Here is a 16,105-nt window from a genome sequence, read left to right as displayed (position 1 = left end):
ACCGACATGATCCCGCCCGTCGTCCAGTCGCTGCGCGAGCAGATCCGCGAGCACATCGTGGAAGGCATCGTCAGCGGTCGCTGGAAGCCGGGTGAGCGGATCGTCGAGCGTCGGATCGCGACCGAACTGGCCGTCAGCCAGACCCCCGTACGCGAGGCGCTGCGCGAGCTGGAGTCGCTGCGGCTGATCGAGTCCGCGCCGAACAAGGGCGTACGGGTACGGAATCTGACCGCAGCCGATCTGGAGGAGAGCTACCCCGTCCGGGCCGGTCTGGAGCAGATCGCGGCCGAGCTGGCCGCCGACCGGCTGGCGGCGGACACCTCCGCCCTGGAGCCGCATGTGACGGCGCTGTACGAGGCGGACCGGCGGTCCGACGGGACGGCGCAGGTGCGGCACACCGTCGACTTCCACCGCGAGCTGGTGCGCGCCGCCGGGAACGGCGTGCTGCTGCACACCTGGGAGGGGCTCGGCATCGAGGTCTTCACGGCGCTGTCGATCCGGTGGCTCGGCACCGTCCAGCAGTCGTACGCCGAGGAGCACCAGGAACTGGTCGAGGCCTTCCACCGGCGCGATCCGCTCATCGGCGCACTGGTGAAGGACCATGTGCTCGGATGTGCGCCGCGAGCCTGAGACGGAGCCCGATTCATCCCGCTTTCCGGCGTCACCGGGTGCCCTGTCCCGGGGCACCGAATGCCAATTTCTTCAGATCATGAAATTTTGCCGTCAACTCTTTGATCGATCATCGATCAGCGATTTACAGTCGACGTCGGGCTGTACCCAGCCCACCGCCCTGTCCTGCCAGACAAGGCTCTCTCCACAACTTCTGACCACCCCCTCCAGTTGTCCGGAAGGCGGCGACCATGCCTGACCCCGTAGGCAAGCTTCCGAGCGAGCTCGACCAGCTCCCGGACCGTGACGCCGAGGAAACCGCCGAATGGGCGGCCTCACTCGACGCCGTCACCGAGCACGCGGGCCCGCACCGTGCGGCGTATCTGATGCGGCGCACGCTCCAGCACGCCGAGCGCGCCGGCGTTCCGGTGCCCGCTCTGCTGGAGACCGACTATGTGAACACCATCCCGACCCCCGCCGAGCCCGCCTTCGACGGCGACGAGGCCATGGAGTCCCGGATCGCCGGCTGGAACCGCTGGAACGCGGCCGCCATGGTCACCCGTGGCGCGCGCCTCGGGGTCGGCGGGCACATAGCCACCTTCGCCTCGGCGGCCTGGCTCTACGAGACGGGCTTCAACCACTTCTTCCGCGGCAAGGAGGGGGAGGGCTCCGGCGACCAGCTCTACATCCAGGGCCACGCCTCCCCCGGCATCTACGCCCGCGCGTTTCTCGACGGCCGGCTCACCGAGGAGCACCTCGACAACTTCCGCCAGGAGGCGGGCGGCAACGGCCTCCCCTCCTACCCGCACCCCCGGCGGCTGCCCTGGCTCTGGGAGTTCCCCACCGTCTCCATGGGCCTCGGCCCCCTCTCCGCGATCTACCAGGCGCGCTTCAACCGCTACCTGACGAACCGCGGGATCAAGGACACCTCCGCCTCCCACGTCTGGGCGTTCCTCGGCGACGGCGAGATGGACGAGCCCGAGTCGACGGCGGCACTCGCCCTGGCGGCCCGCGAGGGGCTCGACAACCTGACCTTCGTGATCAACTGCAACCTCCAGCGCCTCGACGGCCCCGTCCGCGCCAACTTCAAGATCGTGCAGGAGCTGGAGTCCCAGTTCCGCGGCGCCGGCTGGAACGTCGTCAAGTCGCTGTGGGGCTCCGCCTGGGACGAGCTGTTCGCGCTCGACACCACGGGCGCCCTCGTACGGAGGCTGCGCGCGGTACCGGACGCGCAGTTCCAGACGTACGCGACCCGCGACGTGGCGTACATCCGTGAGCACTTCTTCGGCGCCGAGCCCGCGCTCGTCGAGCTGGCGAAGCTGCTGAGCGACGCGAAGATCGACGAGTGCTTCCACTCCTCGCGCGGCGGCCACGAAGCCCGCAAGGTCTACGCGGCCTACCGCGCGGCGCTCGCCCACAAGGGCGCGCCGACCGTGGTCCTCGCGCAGACGGTGAAGGGCTACACGCTCGGCACCGGCTTCGAGTCGCGCAACGCCAACCACCAGATGAAGAAGCTCTCCGGCGAGCAGTTCCGCGCCATGCGGGACCTGCTGGAGCTGCCCATCCCCGACGCGCGGCTGAACGAGGAGCTGGTGCCGTACTGGCACCCCGGCGCCGACTCCCCCGAGGTCCGCTACCTCCAGGAGCGGCGTGCCGAGCTCGGCGGGCCCGCCCCGGCCCGCCGGGTGCACGCCGTCACCCTGCCCGAGCCGTCCGAGAAGACGTTCCAGAGCGTCTACAAGGGCTCCGGCAAGCAGTCGGTCGCCACGACCATGGCGTTCGTCCGGCTGGTGAAGGACCTGATGCGGGACAAGGAGACCGGCAGGCGCTGGGTCCCGATCGTCCCGGACGAGGCCCGTACGTTCGGTATGGAGGCGCTCTTCCCGTCGGCGGGCATCTACTCGCCGCTGGGCCAGACGTACGACCCGGTCGACCGCGACCAGATCATGTACTACAAGGAGGCCAAGGACGGCCAGATCCTCAACGAGGGGATCACCGAGGCCGGTTCGATGGCCGACTTCATCGCCGCCGCCACGTCGTACGCGACGCACGGCGAGACGATGATCCCGTTCTACATCTTCTACTCGATGTTCGGCTGGCAGCGCACGGGCGACCAGCTGTGGCAGCTCGCCGACCAGCTCGGCAAGGGCTTCGTCGTGGGCGCGACCGCCGGCCGTACGACCCTGACGGGCGAGGGCCTCCAGCACGCGGACGGCCACTCGCACCTGCTCGCGGCGACGAACCCGGCCTCGCTCAACTACGACCCGGCGTTCGCCTACGAGATCGCGGTCATCGTCAAGGAGGGCCTGCGCCGGATGTACGGCCCGGCCCGCCCGGGCGAGGACTCGGACGTCTTCTACTACCTGACCGTCTACAACGAGCCGATGCCGCAGCCCGCCATGCCCGAGGGCGTGGAGGAGGGCATCGTCAAGGGCCTGTACCGCTTCAAGGAGGGCGTGCCCGCGAAGGCGGACTCGCCGAGGCTCCAGCTCCTCGCCTCCGGCACGGCCATCCACTGGGCCCTGGACGCCCAGCGGATGCTCGCCGACGAGTGGGGTGTCACGGCCGACGTCTGGTCGGCGACGTCCTGGGGCGAGCTGCGCAGGGACGCGCTGGAGTGCGACGAGGCGCTGCTGCGCGGTGAGCAGCGCACGCCGTACGTGACGCGCGTCCTGGACGGGGCGCCGGGACCGGTGCTGGCCGTCAGCGACTGGATGCGCCAGGTGCCCGACCAGATCAGCCAGTGGGTCGAGCAGGACTACTCCTCGCTCGGTACGGACGGCTTCGGCCTCTCCGACACCCGTGAGGCGGCCCGCCGGCACTTCGGCGTCGACGCCGGGTCGATCACGGTCGCGGCGCTGGCGCAGCTCGCGCGGCGCGGCGAGGTGCCCGCGTCGGCGGTGAAGGAGGCGCGGGAGCGCTACGGCCTCTGAGCCGCGCGACCGTGACACGTCCTCGGTGACACGTCCTCTGTGAGGAAGCGGCTCCGGCCGGCCCCCGACGGGTCGGCCGGGGCCGCTTCCTCGTGGCGCGGGGTCCACGAGATGCTTGACCCTGACACCGTGTGAAGCCGTGCAGTAGGGGACGTCATGTTCACCATCGGAGACTTCGCCAGGCACGGCCGTGTGTCGGCCCGCATGCTGCGTCACTACGACGCGATCGGGCTGCTGCGTCCCGCCAGGACCGACCCGTACAGCGGGTACCGCCACTACACGGCGGCCCAGCTCGCCCAGCTCAACCGCATCATCGCCCTGAAGGATCTCGGCTTCACGCTCCAGCAGGTGGGAGAGATCCTGGAGGACCGGGTGAGCTCGGACGAGCTGCGCGGGATGCTCACGCTGCGGCGGGCCGAGCTGGAGGCGGCGATGGCCGCCGCCGCGGCCACACTGGTCCAGGTCGAGGCGAGGCTCCGGTCGATCGAGAGTGAGGGGCGCATGCCCACCGAAGACGTCGTCGTCAAGCACGTTCCGTCGGTACGGGTGGCCGAGATCTCCGCCGTGGCCGCCAGTTACGAACCCCAGGACATCGGCCCGGTGATCGTTCCTCTGTACGAGGAGCTGCTCCGGCGCATGGAGGCGGCCGGGGTGGAGGCGACCGGGCCCGGTATCGCCCGCTACGAGGACGTGCCCGAGGGGAACGGTCCGGTCGTCGTCCACGCGGGAGTGGTGGTCGCCGCCGACCCGGCGCCCGGCCACGGTTTCGAGATCCTGGACCTGCCCCCGGTCGAACGGGCGGCGACGATCGTGCACCGGGGTTCGATGGAGACGATCATGCCGACGGCCCAGATCCTGGCCCGCTGGATGGAGACGGGCGGCCACCGCTCGGCCGGGTACGCGCGTGAGGTCAACCTCGAATGCCCGGCGGACAAGGACAAGTGGGTGACCGAGCTCCAGGAGCCGCTCGCGTAGCGGACCCGCCCGGCGGCCGGCGGCGCGCGTGGACAATGGGTCCATGCGCGCTGCCCGGCTGATCAAGATGGTGCTGCTCCTCCAGGCGCGGCCCTCCATGACCGGGGCCGAGCTGGCACGGGAGCTGGAGGTGTCCGAGCGCACCGTCACACGCGACGCGCTGGCCCTCTCCGAGGCCGGGGTGCCCGTCTACGCGGACCGGGGACGCTCGGGCGGCTACCGGCTCGTCGGCGGCTACCGTACGCGCCTCACGGGCCTGGCACGGGGCGAGGCGGAGGCCCTGTTCCTCTCCGGCCTCCCGGACGCGCTCCGCGAGATGGGCCTTCAGGACGAGGCGTCCGCCGCCCGGCTGAAGGTGTCGGCGGCGCTGCTGCCCTCCCTGCGAGGAGCCTCGGACTCGGCGGCGCAGCGCTTCCACCTGGACGCGCCCGGCTGGTACCACGAGCCGCAGACACCGCCCTGGCTGCCGGCCGTCGCCGAGGCCGTGTGGGACGACCGCACCGTCGTGGCCCGCTACCGGCGCCAGGACACCGAGGTGGAACGGGAGTTGGCACCGTACGGTCTCGTCCTCAAGGCGGGCGTCTGGTACCTCTGCGCCCGCGTCGACGCCTCCTTCCGGGTCTACCGGATCGACCGCTTCACGGAGGTCACGCTCTCGGAGGAACGCTTCGAGCGGGAGGCCTCCTTCGACCTGCCCGCGTTCTGGGAGGAGCGCGCCGCGCAGTTCGCCCGGTCGATCCTCCGTACGGAGGTGGTACTGCGCCTCTCCCCCGACGGCCTGCGCCGGCTGCCGTACGTGACCGACCGGGCCTCGGCCCGGGAGGCCGCCGAGGCGGCCGGCCCCCCGGACGAGGACGGCTGGACGACCCTCACCCTGCCGGTCGAGTCGGCCGACGTGGCGTTCTCCCAGCTCTTCGGCCTCGGACCGGAGTTGGAGGTGCTGGAGCCGGCGGAGCTGCGCTCCCGCTTCGCCGGCTCCGCCGAGCGCACCGCGCGTCTCTACCGGTAGCCGTCCATCGGGATCACGGTGCCGGGCGCCGCCGCCTCGGCCGCCATGTACCCCCACACATCCGGCCGGCTGCCGTCCACGTCGGTGACGCCGTACTCCTTCGCCAACCGCCCGCTGGAGAGCGACTGCCCGGCCCAGCGCTCCCGCTCCGGGTCCGCGACCAGGGCCGCGACCCCCCGGCCCAGATACACCGGCGTCTCCGAGAGCGCGAAGTGCCGCTCGATCTTGATCCCGTCCCGCCAGTTCTTCTCGGTGATGCCGAAGCCGTCGAGCATCTCCTCGGAGCGCAGGAAGCCGGGAGTGACGGCGACCGCCGTGCCGCCCACCTTCCTCAGCTCCTCGGCCAGCAGATAGGCCATCCGGATCGGGGCGTTCTTCGCGAGGTCGTAGTAGAAGTTCTCGCGCGGCCTCCGGTTCGACTCGGCGGTGCCGTCGGTGACCTCCACGACCAGGCCGCCCGGCCGACGGACGAGCAGCGGGAGAGCGACGGCGCTGGTGATCAGATGGGTCCTCACCCCGAGGTCGAGCATCCGCAGCCCCCGCTCCAGGTCGATGTCCCACACGGGAGTGTGGAAGTCGAGGAGCTTGTTGCCGCCCCACACGTCGTTGACCAGCACGTCCAGCCGGCCCTGCTCCCGGTCGATCCGCTCCACCAGGGCCCGTACCCGCTCGACCTCCAGATGGTCGGTCGGCACGGCGATGCCCTCGCCGCCCGCGCGGGTGACCAGTTCGGCGGTCTCCTCGATCGTCTCCGTCGCCCGTCCCACCTCGCTGACCCGCTCACGGGTGGTGCGCCCCGTCACGTACACCGTCGCACCGGCGGCGCCCAGTTCCACCGCGATCGCCCGCCCGGCGCCCCGGGTGGCCCCCGCCACCAGCGCGATCTTCCCCGTCAGTGGCCTGTCCTGGTTCTCGGTCATCGGCCGGCTCCCTCTCTGTCGGTCATCGACAGTGACCGTTCCACGGAAAGGAGACATCTTCTGTCCGGCATTCACGCGCCCGCTCCGTTCGGCCGCCCGGCCCGGATCTCGCCCGCTTTCCGCGCTCCGCGTGCGCCGCCCTCCGCCAAGCACGATGCTGTACCCGTGACCGACGAGACGGAGTTCTGGGAGATCATCGACACCACGCGCGAGGCCGCCGGCGGTGACCCGGACGAGCACGCCGATCTCCTCGTGGAACGGCTGCTCCAGCTGGACCCGGACTCGGTCCTGGACTTCGCCCGGCACTTCGAGACGCGCTACAACCGCGCGTACCGGTGGGATCTGTGGGCCGCCGCCGCGATCCTGCTCGGCGGCGCCAGCGACGACGCGTTCGACTACTTCCGCTGCTGGCTCATCGGCCAGGGCCGGGAGCTCTTCGAGGGCGCGGTGCACGATCCCGACAGCCTCGCGGAGCTGATCGACGAGTTCGACGAGGAGGTCGACGGCGACGGCGAGGAGCTCGGCTACGCGGCCGACGAGGCGTACGAACAGCTCACCGGCGCGGTCGCGCCCGACGTGGGGGCCGGCCCGCAGGCCCCGGAGCCCGAGGGCACGCCGGTCGACTTCGAGGACGCACAGGCACTCGCCGACCGGCTGCCCCGCCTCTGGGAGCGGTTCGGCGTCGACTGACACGTCGTCCGGCGGCCCGGAGTCAGTCGTCCAGGGAGCGGCCCATCAGCACGTCGTCGACGTACCGCCTGTCCAGGTGGAACTCCCCCGGCAGCACGCCCTCCACCACGAAGCCCTCCGACTCGTAGAGGGCCCGGGCCGGCTTGTTGTGCCCGAGCACCCGCAGCGTCATCCGTACCGCGCCCTCGCCGCGCGCCCTCTCCATCGCCGCGCGCAGCAACCGCCGCGCCGCGCCGCGGCCCCGCGCCCACTCGTGCACGGCGAGCCCCTGGATCTGCCGGACGTGCGCGTTGGAGGCGAGCGGAGTGGGCGGCACCAGCCGGAGGTAGCCGGCGATCCGGCCGTCGATCTCGGCGATCAGATAGTCCTGGGGCCGGTGACGCGCGTCGAAGAACGCCTCGAACGGCGGCTCCAGCCTGGGCGTGACCGCGTGCAGGGAGGACCACGTGTCGTGGTCGAGACGGCTCAGCGCCTCTCCGTCCGACGGAAGAGCGCCACGTATGAGGGGTTCCGGCATACCGTCAACTGTCCCACGCGGGCGGCTACCGGCAGGATGGTTCGCATGAGGATCGCGATCACCGGCTCCACCGGGCTCATCGGCACGGCGCTCACGCGCTCCCTGCGTTCCGACGGGCACGAGGTGGTCCGCCTGGTCCGGCACCCCTCCCGCGCGGGCGACGAGGTCGAGTGGGACCCCGTGCGCCGGTACGTGGACGTGAGCGGGCTGTACGGCTGCGAGGCCGTCGTCCATCTCGCGGGCGCGGGGGTCGGCGACCACCGGTGGACCGAGGCGTACAAGCGGAAGATCAGGGACAGCCGCGTGCTCGGTACGTCGGCGATCGCCGAGGCGCTGGCGTCCCTGGACACCCCGCCCAAGGTCCTGGTCTGTGGCTCCGCCGTCGGCTACTACGGCGACACGGGCGACCGACCGGTGGACGAGTCCGCGCCGCCGGGCGAAGGCTTTCTGCCCTCCGTGTGCGTCGAGTGGGAGGGCGCGGCGGCCCCGGCGACGGAGGCGGGCGTACGGACGGTGTTCGGGCGCACGGGGCTCGTCGTGGCCCGCGAGGGCGGCGCGTGGGGACGGCTGTTCCCGATCTTCCGGGCGGGGCTCGGCGGGCAACTGGGGGACGGCCGGCAGTACTGGAGCTTCATCTCCCTGCACGACCATGTGGCGGCGCTGCGGCATCTGATCGACACGGAGTCCCTGACGGGCCCGGTGAACCTCACCGCCCCCGAACCGGTGACGAACCGCGAGGTCACGGCGGCGATGGGCCGCGTGCTGCGCCGCCCGACGGTCTTCGCGGTCCCGGCGGTGGCGCTGCGGGTGGCGCTGGGCGGGTTCGCGGAGGACGTGCTGGGCAGCCAACGGGTGCTGCCGGGGAGGCTGCTGGAGTCGGGGTTCACGTTCGCGTTCCCAAAGATCGACGACTCGATCGAGGCGGCGGTGCGGGGGTAACGGGGTCGGTTCGCGTGCGGGGTCGCCTGCTGCGGGCTGGCTGGTTCGCGTGCGGGTCCGTGCCTGGTTGGGGTCGGCCTCAAGCGCCGGCCGGGCTGGGGGTGGTTCCGGTGGTTGCCGGGTGCCGCTCCGGGGTCATGCCCGGACGGCGTGATTTACGCCGCGTGCACCGCTCGTCGGACCCGGGGGAACCGGGTTGTCCACGCGGCACAAATCAGCCTGAGTGTCCGGACACGACCCCTGCGCGTCCCCCTTCCCCGCGCGGGCCGGAGCGACCGGGGGGCTTGTACGGGTGTCGGGACGGTGTGAGGGGGGCGGGGTCGCAGGAGGGGTGTGTTCGGACACTCAGGCTGATTTGTGGCGCGTGAACAAGAACGCCACAGCGGGACCAACGAGCCGTGCACGCGCCGTAAATCACGCCGTCCGGACATACCCCTCCGGAGACCCCGAACCCCGCCCCTCGGCACACAACCGCAACCCGAAACGCCCCCGCGCCCCAAGACACCCGCGCCGGACGGCGACCCCGCAACCAAGACACCCCGCGACCGCCGGAGGCGTGCGCCCCGTACGCACCGATGCCCCCACCACTGCGCGACTGCGACGCACCGCTTCCCTTCCTAGTCTCGACCCGCACTCGGGTATTCCCCGAGCCGGGCGGGGCACCAGCCCCCGGACCGTACAGCCGCGCCGACCTCGGGGAGGGGCACGTGCTCAACACTGAACATCACGCGGACGTCGTCATCATTGGCGCCGGGATCGCAGGCCTGTCGGCAGCTCATCAGCTCACCCGCGCCGGCGTGACGGTCATGGTCCTGGAGGCCGCCCCCCATGTCGGCGGCAGAATGGCCACCGACCACCTCGACGGCTTCCGGCTCGACCGTGTCGGTCAGTTGCTCAACACCTCGTACCCGGAACTGCTCCGCACACCCGCGCTGACGAACGCCGCGCTCCGGCCGTTCTCGCCGGGCGTGCTCGTCCACAGCGAGGGCCGGCACCACCGGGCCGGCGTCACCGTCAGCGCAGGGAGCGCGCGGGGCGCACTGACCGCCGCACGCGCCCTGGCAAGCGCCCCACGCGCCAGGACGGCACGGACCCGCGTCCCGGGCGGTGTCAGGGCCGCCCGGCCGGTCTCCCGCCCCCCGCTGGGCAACGCCCTCGACCAGGCCCGCCTGCACGCCGCCTTCGGCCGTCTCGCGACCACCCCGGTGAACCGTCTGCTGGCCCGTCCCGAACGCCCCGCCCTCGCCGCGCTCTCCGCGCGCGGACTGCCCGCGCGTACGGTCGACGGCTTCGTACGCCCGCTGCTGTCCGCGCTGCTCTGCGACCCCGACCTCACCACCTCCAGCCGCTGCGCCGACCTCGCCCTGCGGAGCTTCTCCCGGGGCCGGCTCTGCGTCCCCGAGGGCGGCGCCTCCGCCCTGCCGGAGCTGCTCGCGGCCACGCTGCCGCCCGGCACCGTGCGGACGGGCGTGTGCGTGACGGACGCGTCGATCAGCTCCGTCGGCACGAAGGAGCACGGCGAGATCTCCTGCCGCTCCCTGCTCGTGGCGACCGGCGCCCGCGCCGCCGCCGAGCTGCTGCCGGGGCTGCGGGTGCCGGACTTCCACCCCGTGACGGTCCTTCACCACACGGCTCCCACCGCCCCGATGACCGAACCGGCGCTGCTCCTGGACGGGGACCGGCGCGGCGGCCCCGTCGCCCACACGACGGTGATGAGCGCGGTGGACCCGTCGCGCGCCCCGGCGGGCCGGCCGCTGATCTCCTCGACGGTGCTGGGGCTCCGTACGCCGCCTCCCGGGCCGGAACTCGACGGCGCGGTCCGCGCGCATCTCGCGACGCTGTACGGCACGTCCACCGCCGACTGGGAGCTGCTGGCGGTCCAGCACGACGCGGAGGCGGTCCCCGCCATGCCGGCGCCGCACGATCTGCGCCGTCAGGTGCGGCTGCTGTCGGGGCTGTACGTGTGCGGGGACCACCGCGACACGAGCACCGTCCAGGGCGCGCTCTCGTCGGGCCGCAGGGCCGCGTACGCGATCCTGCACGACCTGGGCGTACGACCCGGCGACGGGGCCGTCCAGCTCCCCACGGCGGCGTAGAGGGCACCGCGACCGGAGCGCCCCGGACCGCACCACCCCGCACCACCGCTCAGCCGAACGCCGCGATCCGGTCCCGGTAGTTGCGTACCGCGGGCGCTTCCCGGTACGGCTCCAGCCGCCGCTCGAAGTCCCGTACGTAGTCCACCGCACGCGCCGACCGGATCTCCGTCGCCTGCTGCGCCGCCTCCGCTCCGAGTGCGCACGCCTGGTCCAGCTCACCGAGCCCCAGGCGGGCGCAGGCCAGCACCACGCGGCAGAAGAGCCGGCTGCGCGCGAACGCGGGCGACCGCAGGTGCAGGGAGCGCTCGGCGTGCTGGACGGCGGCGCGGTACTGCTGGAGATCCCGGTAGCAGTGCGCGAACTCGTCGGCGAGCTGGCCCTCGTCGAAGGTGCGCGCCCAGTGCGGCACGTCGTCGCCGGGACGCGCCGACTCCAGGGCGCGCTCGGCGCGTGCCAGCGAGGCGGTGCAGGCCCGCGCCTCGCCGAGCACGGCGTGGCCGCGCGCCTCGACGGAGTGCAGCAGTGCCTGTACGACGGGCGGCGCGGACGAGCCGACACCCTGCTGGGCGACGCGGGCGAGCTGGACGGCTTCCCTGCCATGGCCGAGATAGACGGCCTGCCGGCTCATGGTGATCAGCACGAACGACCCGTACGCCCGGTCGCCCGCCGCCTGGGACAGCCGCAGCGCCTGGACGAAGTAGCGCTGGGCGAGTCCGTGCGCGGCGATGTCGTACGAGGTCCAGCCCGCCAGTCTGGTCAGGTCGGCCGCGGCGGCGAACAGCCGCCGGCCGGTGGACTCCCCGTAGACACCGCGCAGCATCGGCTCGCACTCGTGCTCCAGGTACCGGACGAGCGCCTGGCGGGCGTGGCCGCCGCCGTACGCCTGGTCCAGGGTGCGGAACAGGTCGCTGACGGAGCGCAGGGCGGCGACGTCGCCGCTGCCCACCCGCTGCCCGGCGAGGCGGTCCGTCTGCCGGAGCGGCGGCATCCCGGCGGGGACGGTCTGGCGGGGCACCGTGGACCGTCCCTGGAGGGGCACCCGGGCGCCCATCGCGGCGTCGCCCGCGCGTGTCCCGCCACCGCCCCCGCTGCCGCCTCCGTAGGAGGACTGTGTCCCGTACGAGGGGGTGCCCGCGCCCCCGGCCGCCGCCAGTTGGTGACCCGAGGGCTGCCCCGCCGCCGGGGCGGTGCCGGGCGGCGACGAGGGCGCGTCGTGGCCGACCCGTTCGTCCGCGCGCCCGATCAGCCAGTCGCGGCTCGGCACGACGAGCCCGGCGGGGGTGAACGCGATCTTCCGCAGCTCCGCGTGGCTCCCCGAGTCCTTGCGCCAGAGCCCGCCGACGATGTCGACGGCTTCCTCCGGGGTCGCCGCGAACTCCAGCCCCGCGTACACGGGCGCGCAGGCGTCCAGCCCCAGGTCCTGCGCGGAGAGCCGGCGGCCGAGCCGGCGTGTGAACACCTCGGCGATCAGCGCGGGTGTGGTGCCGCGTGGCTGCTGTCCGCGTAGCCACCGGGTCACGGACGTTTTGTCGTACCGCAGGTCGAGGCCGTGTTCCAGCCCGAGCTGGTCCACCCGGCGGGCGAGACCTGCGTTGGAGAAACCGGCTTCTGCGATGAGCGCGGCGAGCTGGCGGTTGGGGATGCGCTGCGGAGGTCGTTCCGACATCAGCTGTACGGTCTCCTGCCTTCCGGGCCCCGGGAGCAGCCCTCATGGAACGGCGCGAATTTAGCGGTCGGAGCTGCCCGCACCGTCACCTTCGTCCCACATTCATCCGATCGTGTGAGGATTGCGGGCTTAGCTGACGTACCGCCCACACCGGTCCTGTAAGGCCTCCCGGCCCCCGCGGGCCTGCCGGACCACTCCGCGGAACGCGGCCGTACAGTGGCTGAGGCGCGATATGTGCACGTGCCCGGTTGCCGTGGGGACACCCCGGATCGCACCCCCGGATACCGGGCGCAGACGAAGGAGGCAATGCCGTGAGTGAGCTGCGGTTCGTCCATCTGGGCTTCGGCGACGACGCCGTCGAGTACCTGGAGGCGTGGGAGAAGCAGCGCGAGGTCCACGCGGCCCGCTTCGCGGACGAGATCCCCGACACCTGCCTGCTGCTCGAACACCCGCCCGTCTACACGGCCGGACGCCGTACGGAGGACAGCGAGCGTCCCCTGGACGGCACCCCGGTCGTCGACGTCGACCGCGGCGGCAAGATCACCTGGCACGGCCCCGGCCAGCTCGTCGGCTACCCGATCCTGAAGCTGCCGCGCCCCGTGGACGTGGTGGCGCACGTACGCCGTCTTGAGGAGGCGCTGATCCGTACGGCGACCGATTTCGGCGTCCGGACGACCAGGGTCGAGGGCCGCAGCGGCGTATGGGTGCTCGGCGATCCGGTGGAGGAGCGCCGCGCCCCGGGCGGTCTGTCGCTGGACCTCGACCCGCGGATGGCCGACGGGGAGTTCGACCCCCGGCTGAACGGGCCGGAGTACGCCCCCTCCAACGCGGGCCAGCGCCGCGAGGACCGCAAGCTCGCCCAGATCGGCATCCGCGTCGCGAAGGGCGTGACGATGCACGGCTTCTCGATGAACGTGAACCCGGACAACACCTGGTTCGACAGGATCGTGCCGTGCGGGATCCGGGACGCGGGCGTGACCTCGCTCTCGTACGAACTGGGCCACGACCTCACCGTCGCCGAGGTGCTTCCGGTCGTGGAGCACCATCTGCGGAACGTCCTGGAGCAGGCGGAGCCGAAGCCTCGCGACATCGAGGCGGAGGCGGCCCTCAAGGCCTCGGCCGCGGCGAAGTCCGAGGCGGGCGCCGCCGTTGCCGGTCAGCCCGCGCGCGCCTGATCCGTCCCCGCCGGGCCCGGAGCCGTCGGACCGGCGCCGGCCGCCGGGGAATGCCCCTCGGCGGCCTCGGGTTCTCCCTACGCCGTACGTCGCGGCAGAGGGCTGTACACCGCCGCACAAGGCCATGTGACGCCATGGCCCCGCAGTACCAAGCAATCAACGGGCGTACTCTGGTGTTCGCCGAAGATTCGAATGCCGCGCCAGCAGAGAGAGGTGCCGGACGTGTCCGCTGTCGCACCCGACGGACGCAAGATGCTGCGCCTGGAGGTCCGGAACAGCCAGACCCCCATCGAGCGCAAGCCCGAGTGGATCAAGACCCGGGCGAAGATGGGGCCCGAGTACACCAAGATGCAGCAGCTCGTGAAGAGCGAGGGCCTGCACACCGTGTGCCAGGAGGCCGGTTGTCCCAACATCTACGAGTGCTGGGAGGACCGCGAGGCGACGTTCCTCATCGGCGGCGACCAGTGCACGCGGCGCTGTGACTTCTGCCAGATCGACACCGGCAAGCCCCAGGCGCTGGACCGCGACGAGCCGCGCCGGGTCGGCGAGTCCGTCGTCACGATGGACCTGAACTACGCCACGATCACCGGCGTCGCCCGCGACGACCTCCCGGACGGCGGCGCCTGGCTGTACGCGGAGACCGTGCGTCAGATCCACGCGCAGACCGCGGAGCGCACGGAGGGCCGTACGAAGGTCGAACTCCTCATCCCCGACTTCAACGCCGAGCCCGAGCAGTTGGCCGAGGTCTTCTCCTCGCGCCCCGAGGTGCTCGCGCACAACGTCGAGACGGTGCCGAGGATCTTCAAGCGGATCCGCCCGGGATTCCGTTACGAGCGTTCCCTCGACGTCATCACACGGGCCCGCGAGGCCGGTCTGGTCACCAAGTCCAATCTGATCCTCGGCATGGGCGAGACCCGTGAGGAGGTCAGCGACGCGCTGCGCGATCTGCACGACGCGGGCTGCGAGCTGATCACGATCACGCAGTATCTGCGGCCCTCCGCGCGTCACCACCCCGTGGAGCGCTGGGTGAAACCGCACGAGTTCGTGGAGCTGAAGGACGAGGCCGACGCGATCGGCTACTCCGGTGTGATGTCGGGGCCGCTGGTCCGGTCCTCGTACCGCGCGGGGCGGCTGTTCCAGCAGGCGATGGAGGCCCGGAGCGCGGACTCTGTCCGCCAGGCGGTGTGAATCCGCCGGCTCCCGCCGACCCGTTGCGCGCGCCCGCTGTGTGAATCCGAGCACAAGAGACTACTAAACAGTAACGGTCGCAACGCCGCGGCCCGTACTCTCCCCGCAGGCAAGGGGTCGGGTACGGGCCGCGGCACCGTTCGGAGGTACGGCTTCGGACATTCACGGCCGTTTGACCGCTTGGTCACGCACTGGTAACACCGAGGGGTAACCCTCGACATCAGGTACCGGGCGATTCCGGTTCGCGGTCCGGCCCGGCCGGCCGGGCCGGACCGGCCGGGGCCCGCGCTCGTACCACCCGCACCGCCAGCACCATCCGCACTCGCACTCGTACTCGTTCCTAGGGGGAACAGCCACCATGCAGGCCGCGCCGGTACCACCCCTCACCGAGGTCATGGCGGCAGCCAGCCGCCCCCACGCGCTTCCCACCGTCTCCACCGCCCTGCGCGCCGTGGAGTCGCTCCTCCTCGGCGGTGGCCAGCGCACAGCCCGCAGGAACGCCTGGACGGCCGTCCTGGAGGACCGCCGCAGGGCCCAGGACCGGGTCGAGGCGCAGCACGTCCTGGAGGCCGTGTCGGGCCGCACTTCCTGAGCCACGTAAACTTCGGTTATGGCGAGGAAGGAAAACGCAGACACTGCGGCTGAAACCGGGCGACTGAAGCAGATCGCCCTCACCTACAAGATGACCCGACGGGTCGACAAGAGGGTCGGTCTCGTCCTGGCGGGCGTGGGCATCGTCACCTTCGGCGTCCTCCTCGCGATCGGCTTTCTGGTCGGTCACCCCATTTACCTGGGCATTCTGGGCTTCATTCTGGCCTTCCTCGCGATGGCGATCGTCTTCGGACGCCGCGCCGAGCGTGCTGCCTTCGGGCAGATGGAGGGCCAGCCGGGAGCGGCGGCGGCCGTGCTGGAGAACGTGGGCCGGGGCTGGTCCACGACCCCCGCGGTCGCGATGAACCGCAGCCAGGACGTGATCCACCGCGCGGTCGGCAAGGCCGGCATCGTGCTGGTGGCCGAGGGCAACCCCAACCGGCTGAAGAGCCTGCTGGCGGCCGAGAAGAAGAAGATGGCGCGCATCGTCGTGGACGTACCGGTGCACGACATCATCGTCGGCGACGGCGAGGGCCAGGTGCCGCTGAAGAAGGTCCGTACGACGATGCTCAAACTCCCCCGGGTGCTCTCCGGCCCGCAGGTGACGGCGGCCAACGACCGGCTGCGGGCGATGGGCGACCTGATGAGCAACATGCCGCTGCCGAAGGGGCCGATGCCGAAGGGCATGCGGATGCCGCGCGGCGGAAAGATGCGCTGACCGGACTTCTCCGGTCCATGGACGGCCGAGGGCGGCGAGGGGACCCGAATTAACAAGCCGCCCCCCCCCAAGACCAAAA

General features: G+C 71.9%; 14 protein-coding genes. 11 read left to right on the top strand and 3 right to left on the bottom strand.

All coding sequences use genetic code 11. The features are described from left to right. The first annotated feature begins 6 nt into the window (after nt 1-6). The 4 genes from ACFWU9_RS07245 to ACFWU9_RS07230 all read left to right on the top strand — a co-directional run bounded on the left by ACFWU9_RS07245 (nt 7) and on the right by ACFWU9_RS07230 (nt 5,526). The gene (locus tag ACFWU9_RS07245; protein WP_384315404.1) at nt 7-630 is read left to right on the top strand and encodes a GntR family transcriptional regulator; all 624 of its coding nucleotides are present in this window, start codon (nt 7-9) and stop codon (nt 628-630) included. 230 nt (nt 631-860) lie between these two features. Then, a complete protein-coding gene (aceE, locus tag ACFWU9_RS07240) occupies nt 861-3,542 on the top strand; it encodes a pyruvate dehydrogenase (acetyl-transferring), homodimeric type (protein WP_384315403.1) in 2,682 nt (893 codons plus the stop codon). 156 nt (nt 3,543-3,698) lie between these two features. Continuing rightward, entirely contained in the window at nt 3,699-4,517 is an 819-nt protein-coding gene (locus ACFWU9_RS07235) for a MerR family transcriptional regulator (RefSeq protein WP_384315402.1), read from the top strand. A 43-nt stretch (nt 4,518-4,560) separates the two neighbouring features. Next, nucleotides 4,561-5,526 carry a helix-turn-helix transcriptional regulator gene (locus ACFWU9_RS07230; RefSeq protein ID WP_384315401.1) on the top strand — a complete coding sequence of 322 codons (966 nt, stop codon included), beginning with the start codon at nt 4,561-4,563 and terminating at the stop codon, nt 5,524-5,526. On the opposite strand, the gene ACFWU9_RS07225 is transcribed toward ACFWU9_RS07230, so the two are convergent. After that, the gene (locus ACFWU9_RS07225) at nt 5,517-6,446 is read right to left on the bottom strand and encodes an SDR family oxidoreductase (RefSeq protein ID WP_384315400.1); all 930 of its coding nucleotides are present in this window, start codon (nt 6,444-6,446) and stop codon (nt 5,517-5,519) included. The two genes, ACFWU9_RS07230 and ACFWU9_RS07225, sit on opposite strands and share 10 nt — an antisense overlap. A gap of 165 nt (nt 6,447-6,611) precedes the next feature. On the opposite strand from ACFWU9_RS07225, the gene ACFWU9_RS07220 reads away from it, so the two are divergent. Next, entirely contained in the window at nt 6,612-7,136 is a 525-nt protein-coding gene (locus tag ACFWU9_RS07220; RefSeq protein ID WP_384315399.1) for a DUF4240 domain-containing protein, read from the top strand. A gap of 22 nt (nt 7,137-7,158) precedes the next feature. Here ACFWU9_RS07220 and ACFWU9_RS07215 read toward each other — a convergent pair whose 3' ends face one another. Continuing rightward, nucleotides 7,159-7,653, bottom strand: a complete 495-nt coding sequence (locus ACFWU9_RS07215) for a GNAT family N-acetyltransferase (protein WP_384315398.1) — start codon at nt 7,651-7,653, stop codon at nt 7,159-7,161. A gap of 36 nt (nt 7,654-7,689) precedes the next feature. On the opposite strand from ACFWU9_RS07215, the gene ACFWU9_RS07210 reads away from it, so the two are divergent. Together ACFWU9_RS07210 and ACFWU9_RS07205 are read left to right on the top strand one after the other, a co-directional pair. Beyond that, nucleotides 7,690-8,592, top strand: coding sequence for a TIGR01777 family oxidoreductase (locus ACFWU9_RS07210; protein ID WP_384315397.1), 903 nt, complete (start codon nt 7,690-7,692; stop codon nt 8,590-8,592). Nucleotides 8,593-9,299: 707 nt separating this feature from the next. Then, nucleotides 9,300-10,688, top strand: coding sequence for an NAD(P)/FAD-dependent oxidoreductase (locus ACFWU9_RS07205; RefSeq protein ID WP_384315396.1), 1,389 nt, complete (start codon nt 9,300-9,302; stop codon nt 10,686-10,688). Nucleotides 10,689-10,737: 49 nt separating this feature from the next. Here ACFWU9_RS07205 and ACFWU9_RS07200 read toward each other — a convergent pair whose 3' ends face one another. Further along, a complete protein-coding gene (locus ACFWU9_RS07200; protein ID WP_384315395.1) occupies nt 10,738-12,354 on the bottom strand; it encodes a regulator in 1,617 nt (538 codons plus the stop codon). 311 nt (nt 12,355-12,665) lie between these two features. On the opposite strand from ACFWU9_RS07200, the gene lipB reads away from it, so the two are divergent. From lipB to ACFWU9_RS07180, 4 genes are all read left to right on the top strand, one after another. After that, the gene (lipB, locus tag ACFWU9_RS07195) at nt 12,666-13,529 is read left to right on the top strand and encodes a lipoyl(octanoyl) transferase LipB (protein ID WP_384315394.1); all 864 of its coding nucleotides are present in this window, start codon (nt 12,666-12,668) and stop codon (nt 13,527-13,529) included. A 222-nt stretch (nt 13,530-13,751) separates the two neighbouring features. Beyond that, complete coding sequence (lipA, locus tag ACFWU9_RS07190; RefSeq protein ID WP_384315393.1) at nt 13,752-14,717, top strand: lipoyl synthase; 966 nt, start codon at nt 13,752-13,754, stop codon at nt 14,715-14,717. Between the two features lie 358 nt (nt 14,718-15,075). Continuing rightward, the gene (locus tag ACFWU9_RS07185) at nt 15,076-15,309 is read left to right on the top strand and encodes a hypothetical protein (RefSeq protein WP_384315392.1); all 234 of its coding nucleotides are present in this window, start codon (nt 15,076-15,078) and stop codon (nt 15,307-15,309) included. 18 nt (nt 15,310-15,327) lie between these two features. Beyond that, nucleotides 15,328-16,026 (top strand): DUF4191 domain-containing protein, encoded by a 699-nt coding sequence (locus ACFWU9_RS07180; RefSeq protein ID WP_384315391.1) that lies wholly within the window; start codon nt 15,328-15,330, stop codon nt 16,024-16,026. Nucleotides 16,027-16,105: the final 79 nt, after the last annotated feature.

Source organism: Streptomyces sp. NPDC058653, from assembly GCF_042716895.1.
GTDB lineage: Bacteria > Actinomycetota > Actinomycetes > Streptomycetales > Streptomycetaceae > Streptomyces.
The sequence above is the reverse complement of the archived record's forward strand: the minus strand, read 5'-3'. Positions and strand labels throughout refer to the sequence as shown.

What these genes read in the sequence shown, in the direction of transcription:
- ACFWU9_RS07245 (WP_384315404.1), top strand. Translation starts at nt 7, where the DNA reads ATGATCCCGCCCGTCGTCCAGTCGCTGCGCGAGCAGATCCGCGAGCAC.
- aceE (WP_384315403.1), top strand. Translation starts at nt 861, where the DNA reads ATGCCTGACCCCGTAGGCAAGCTTCCGAGCGAGCTCGACCAGCTCCCG.
- ACFWU9_RS07235 (WP_384315402.1), top strand. Translation starts at nt 3,699, where the DNA reads ATGTTCACCATCGGAGACTTCGCCAGGCACGGCCGTGTGTCGGCCCGC.
- ACFWU9_RS07230 (WP_384315401.1), top strand. Translation starts at nt 4,561, where the DNA reads ATGCGCGCTGCCCGGCTGATCAAGATGGTGCTGCTCCTCCAGGCGCGG.
- ACFWU9_RS07225 (WP_384315400.1), bottom strand. Translation starts at nt 6,446, where the DNA reads ATGACCGAGAACCAGGACAGGCCACTGACGGGGAAGATCGCGCTGGTG.
- ACFWU9_RS07215 (WP_384315398.1), bottom strand. Translation starts at nt 7,653, where the DNA reads ATGCCGGAACCCCTCATACGTGGCGCTCTTCCGTCGGACGGAGAGGCG.
- ACFWU9_RS07210 (WP_384315397.1), top strand. Translation starts at nt 7,690, where the DNA reads ATGGTTCGCATGAGGATCGCGATCACCGGCTCCACCGGGCTCATCGGC.
- ACFWU9_RS07200 (WP_384315395.1), bottom strand. Translation starts at nt 12,354, where the DNA reads ATGTCGGAACGACCTCCGCAGCGCATCCCCAACCGCCAGCTCGCCGCG.
- ACFWU9_RS07185 (WP_384315392.1), top strand. Translation starts at nt 15,076, where the DNA reads ATGCAGGCCGCGCCGGTACCACCCCTCACCGAGGTCATGGCGGCAGCC.
- ACFWU9_RS07180 (WP_384315391.1), top strand. Translation starts at nt 15,328, where the DNA reads ATGGCGAGGAAGGAAAACGCAGACACTGCGGCTGAAACCGGGCGACTG.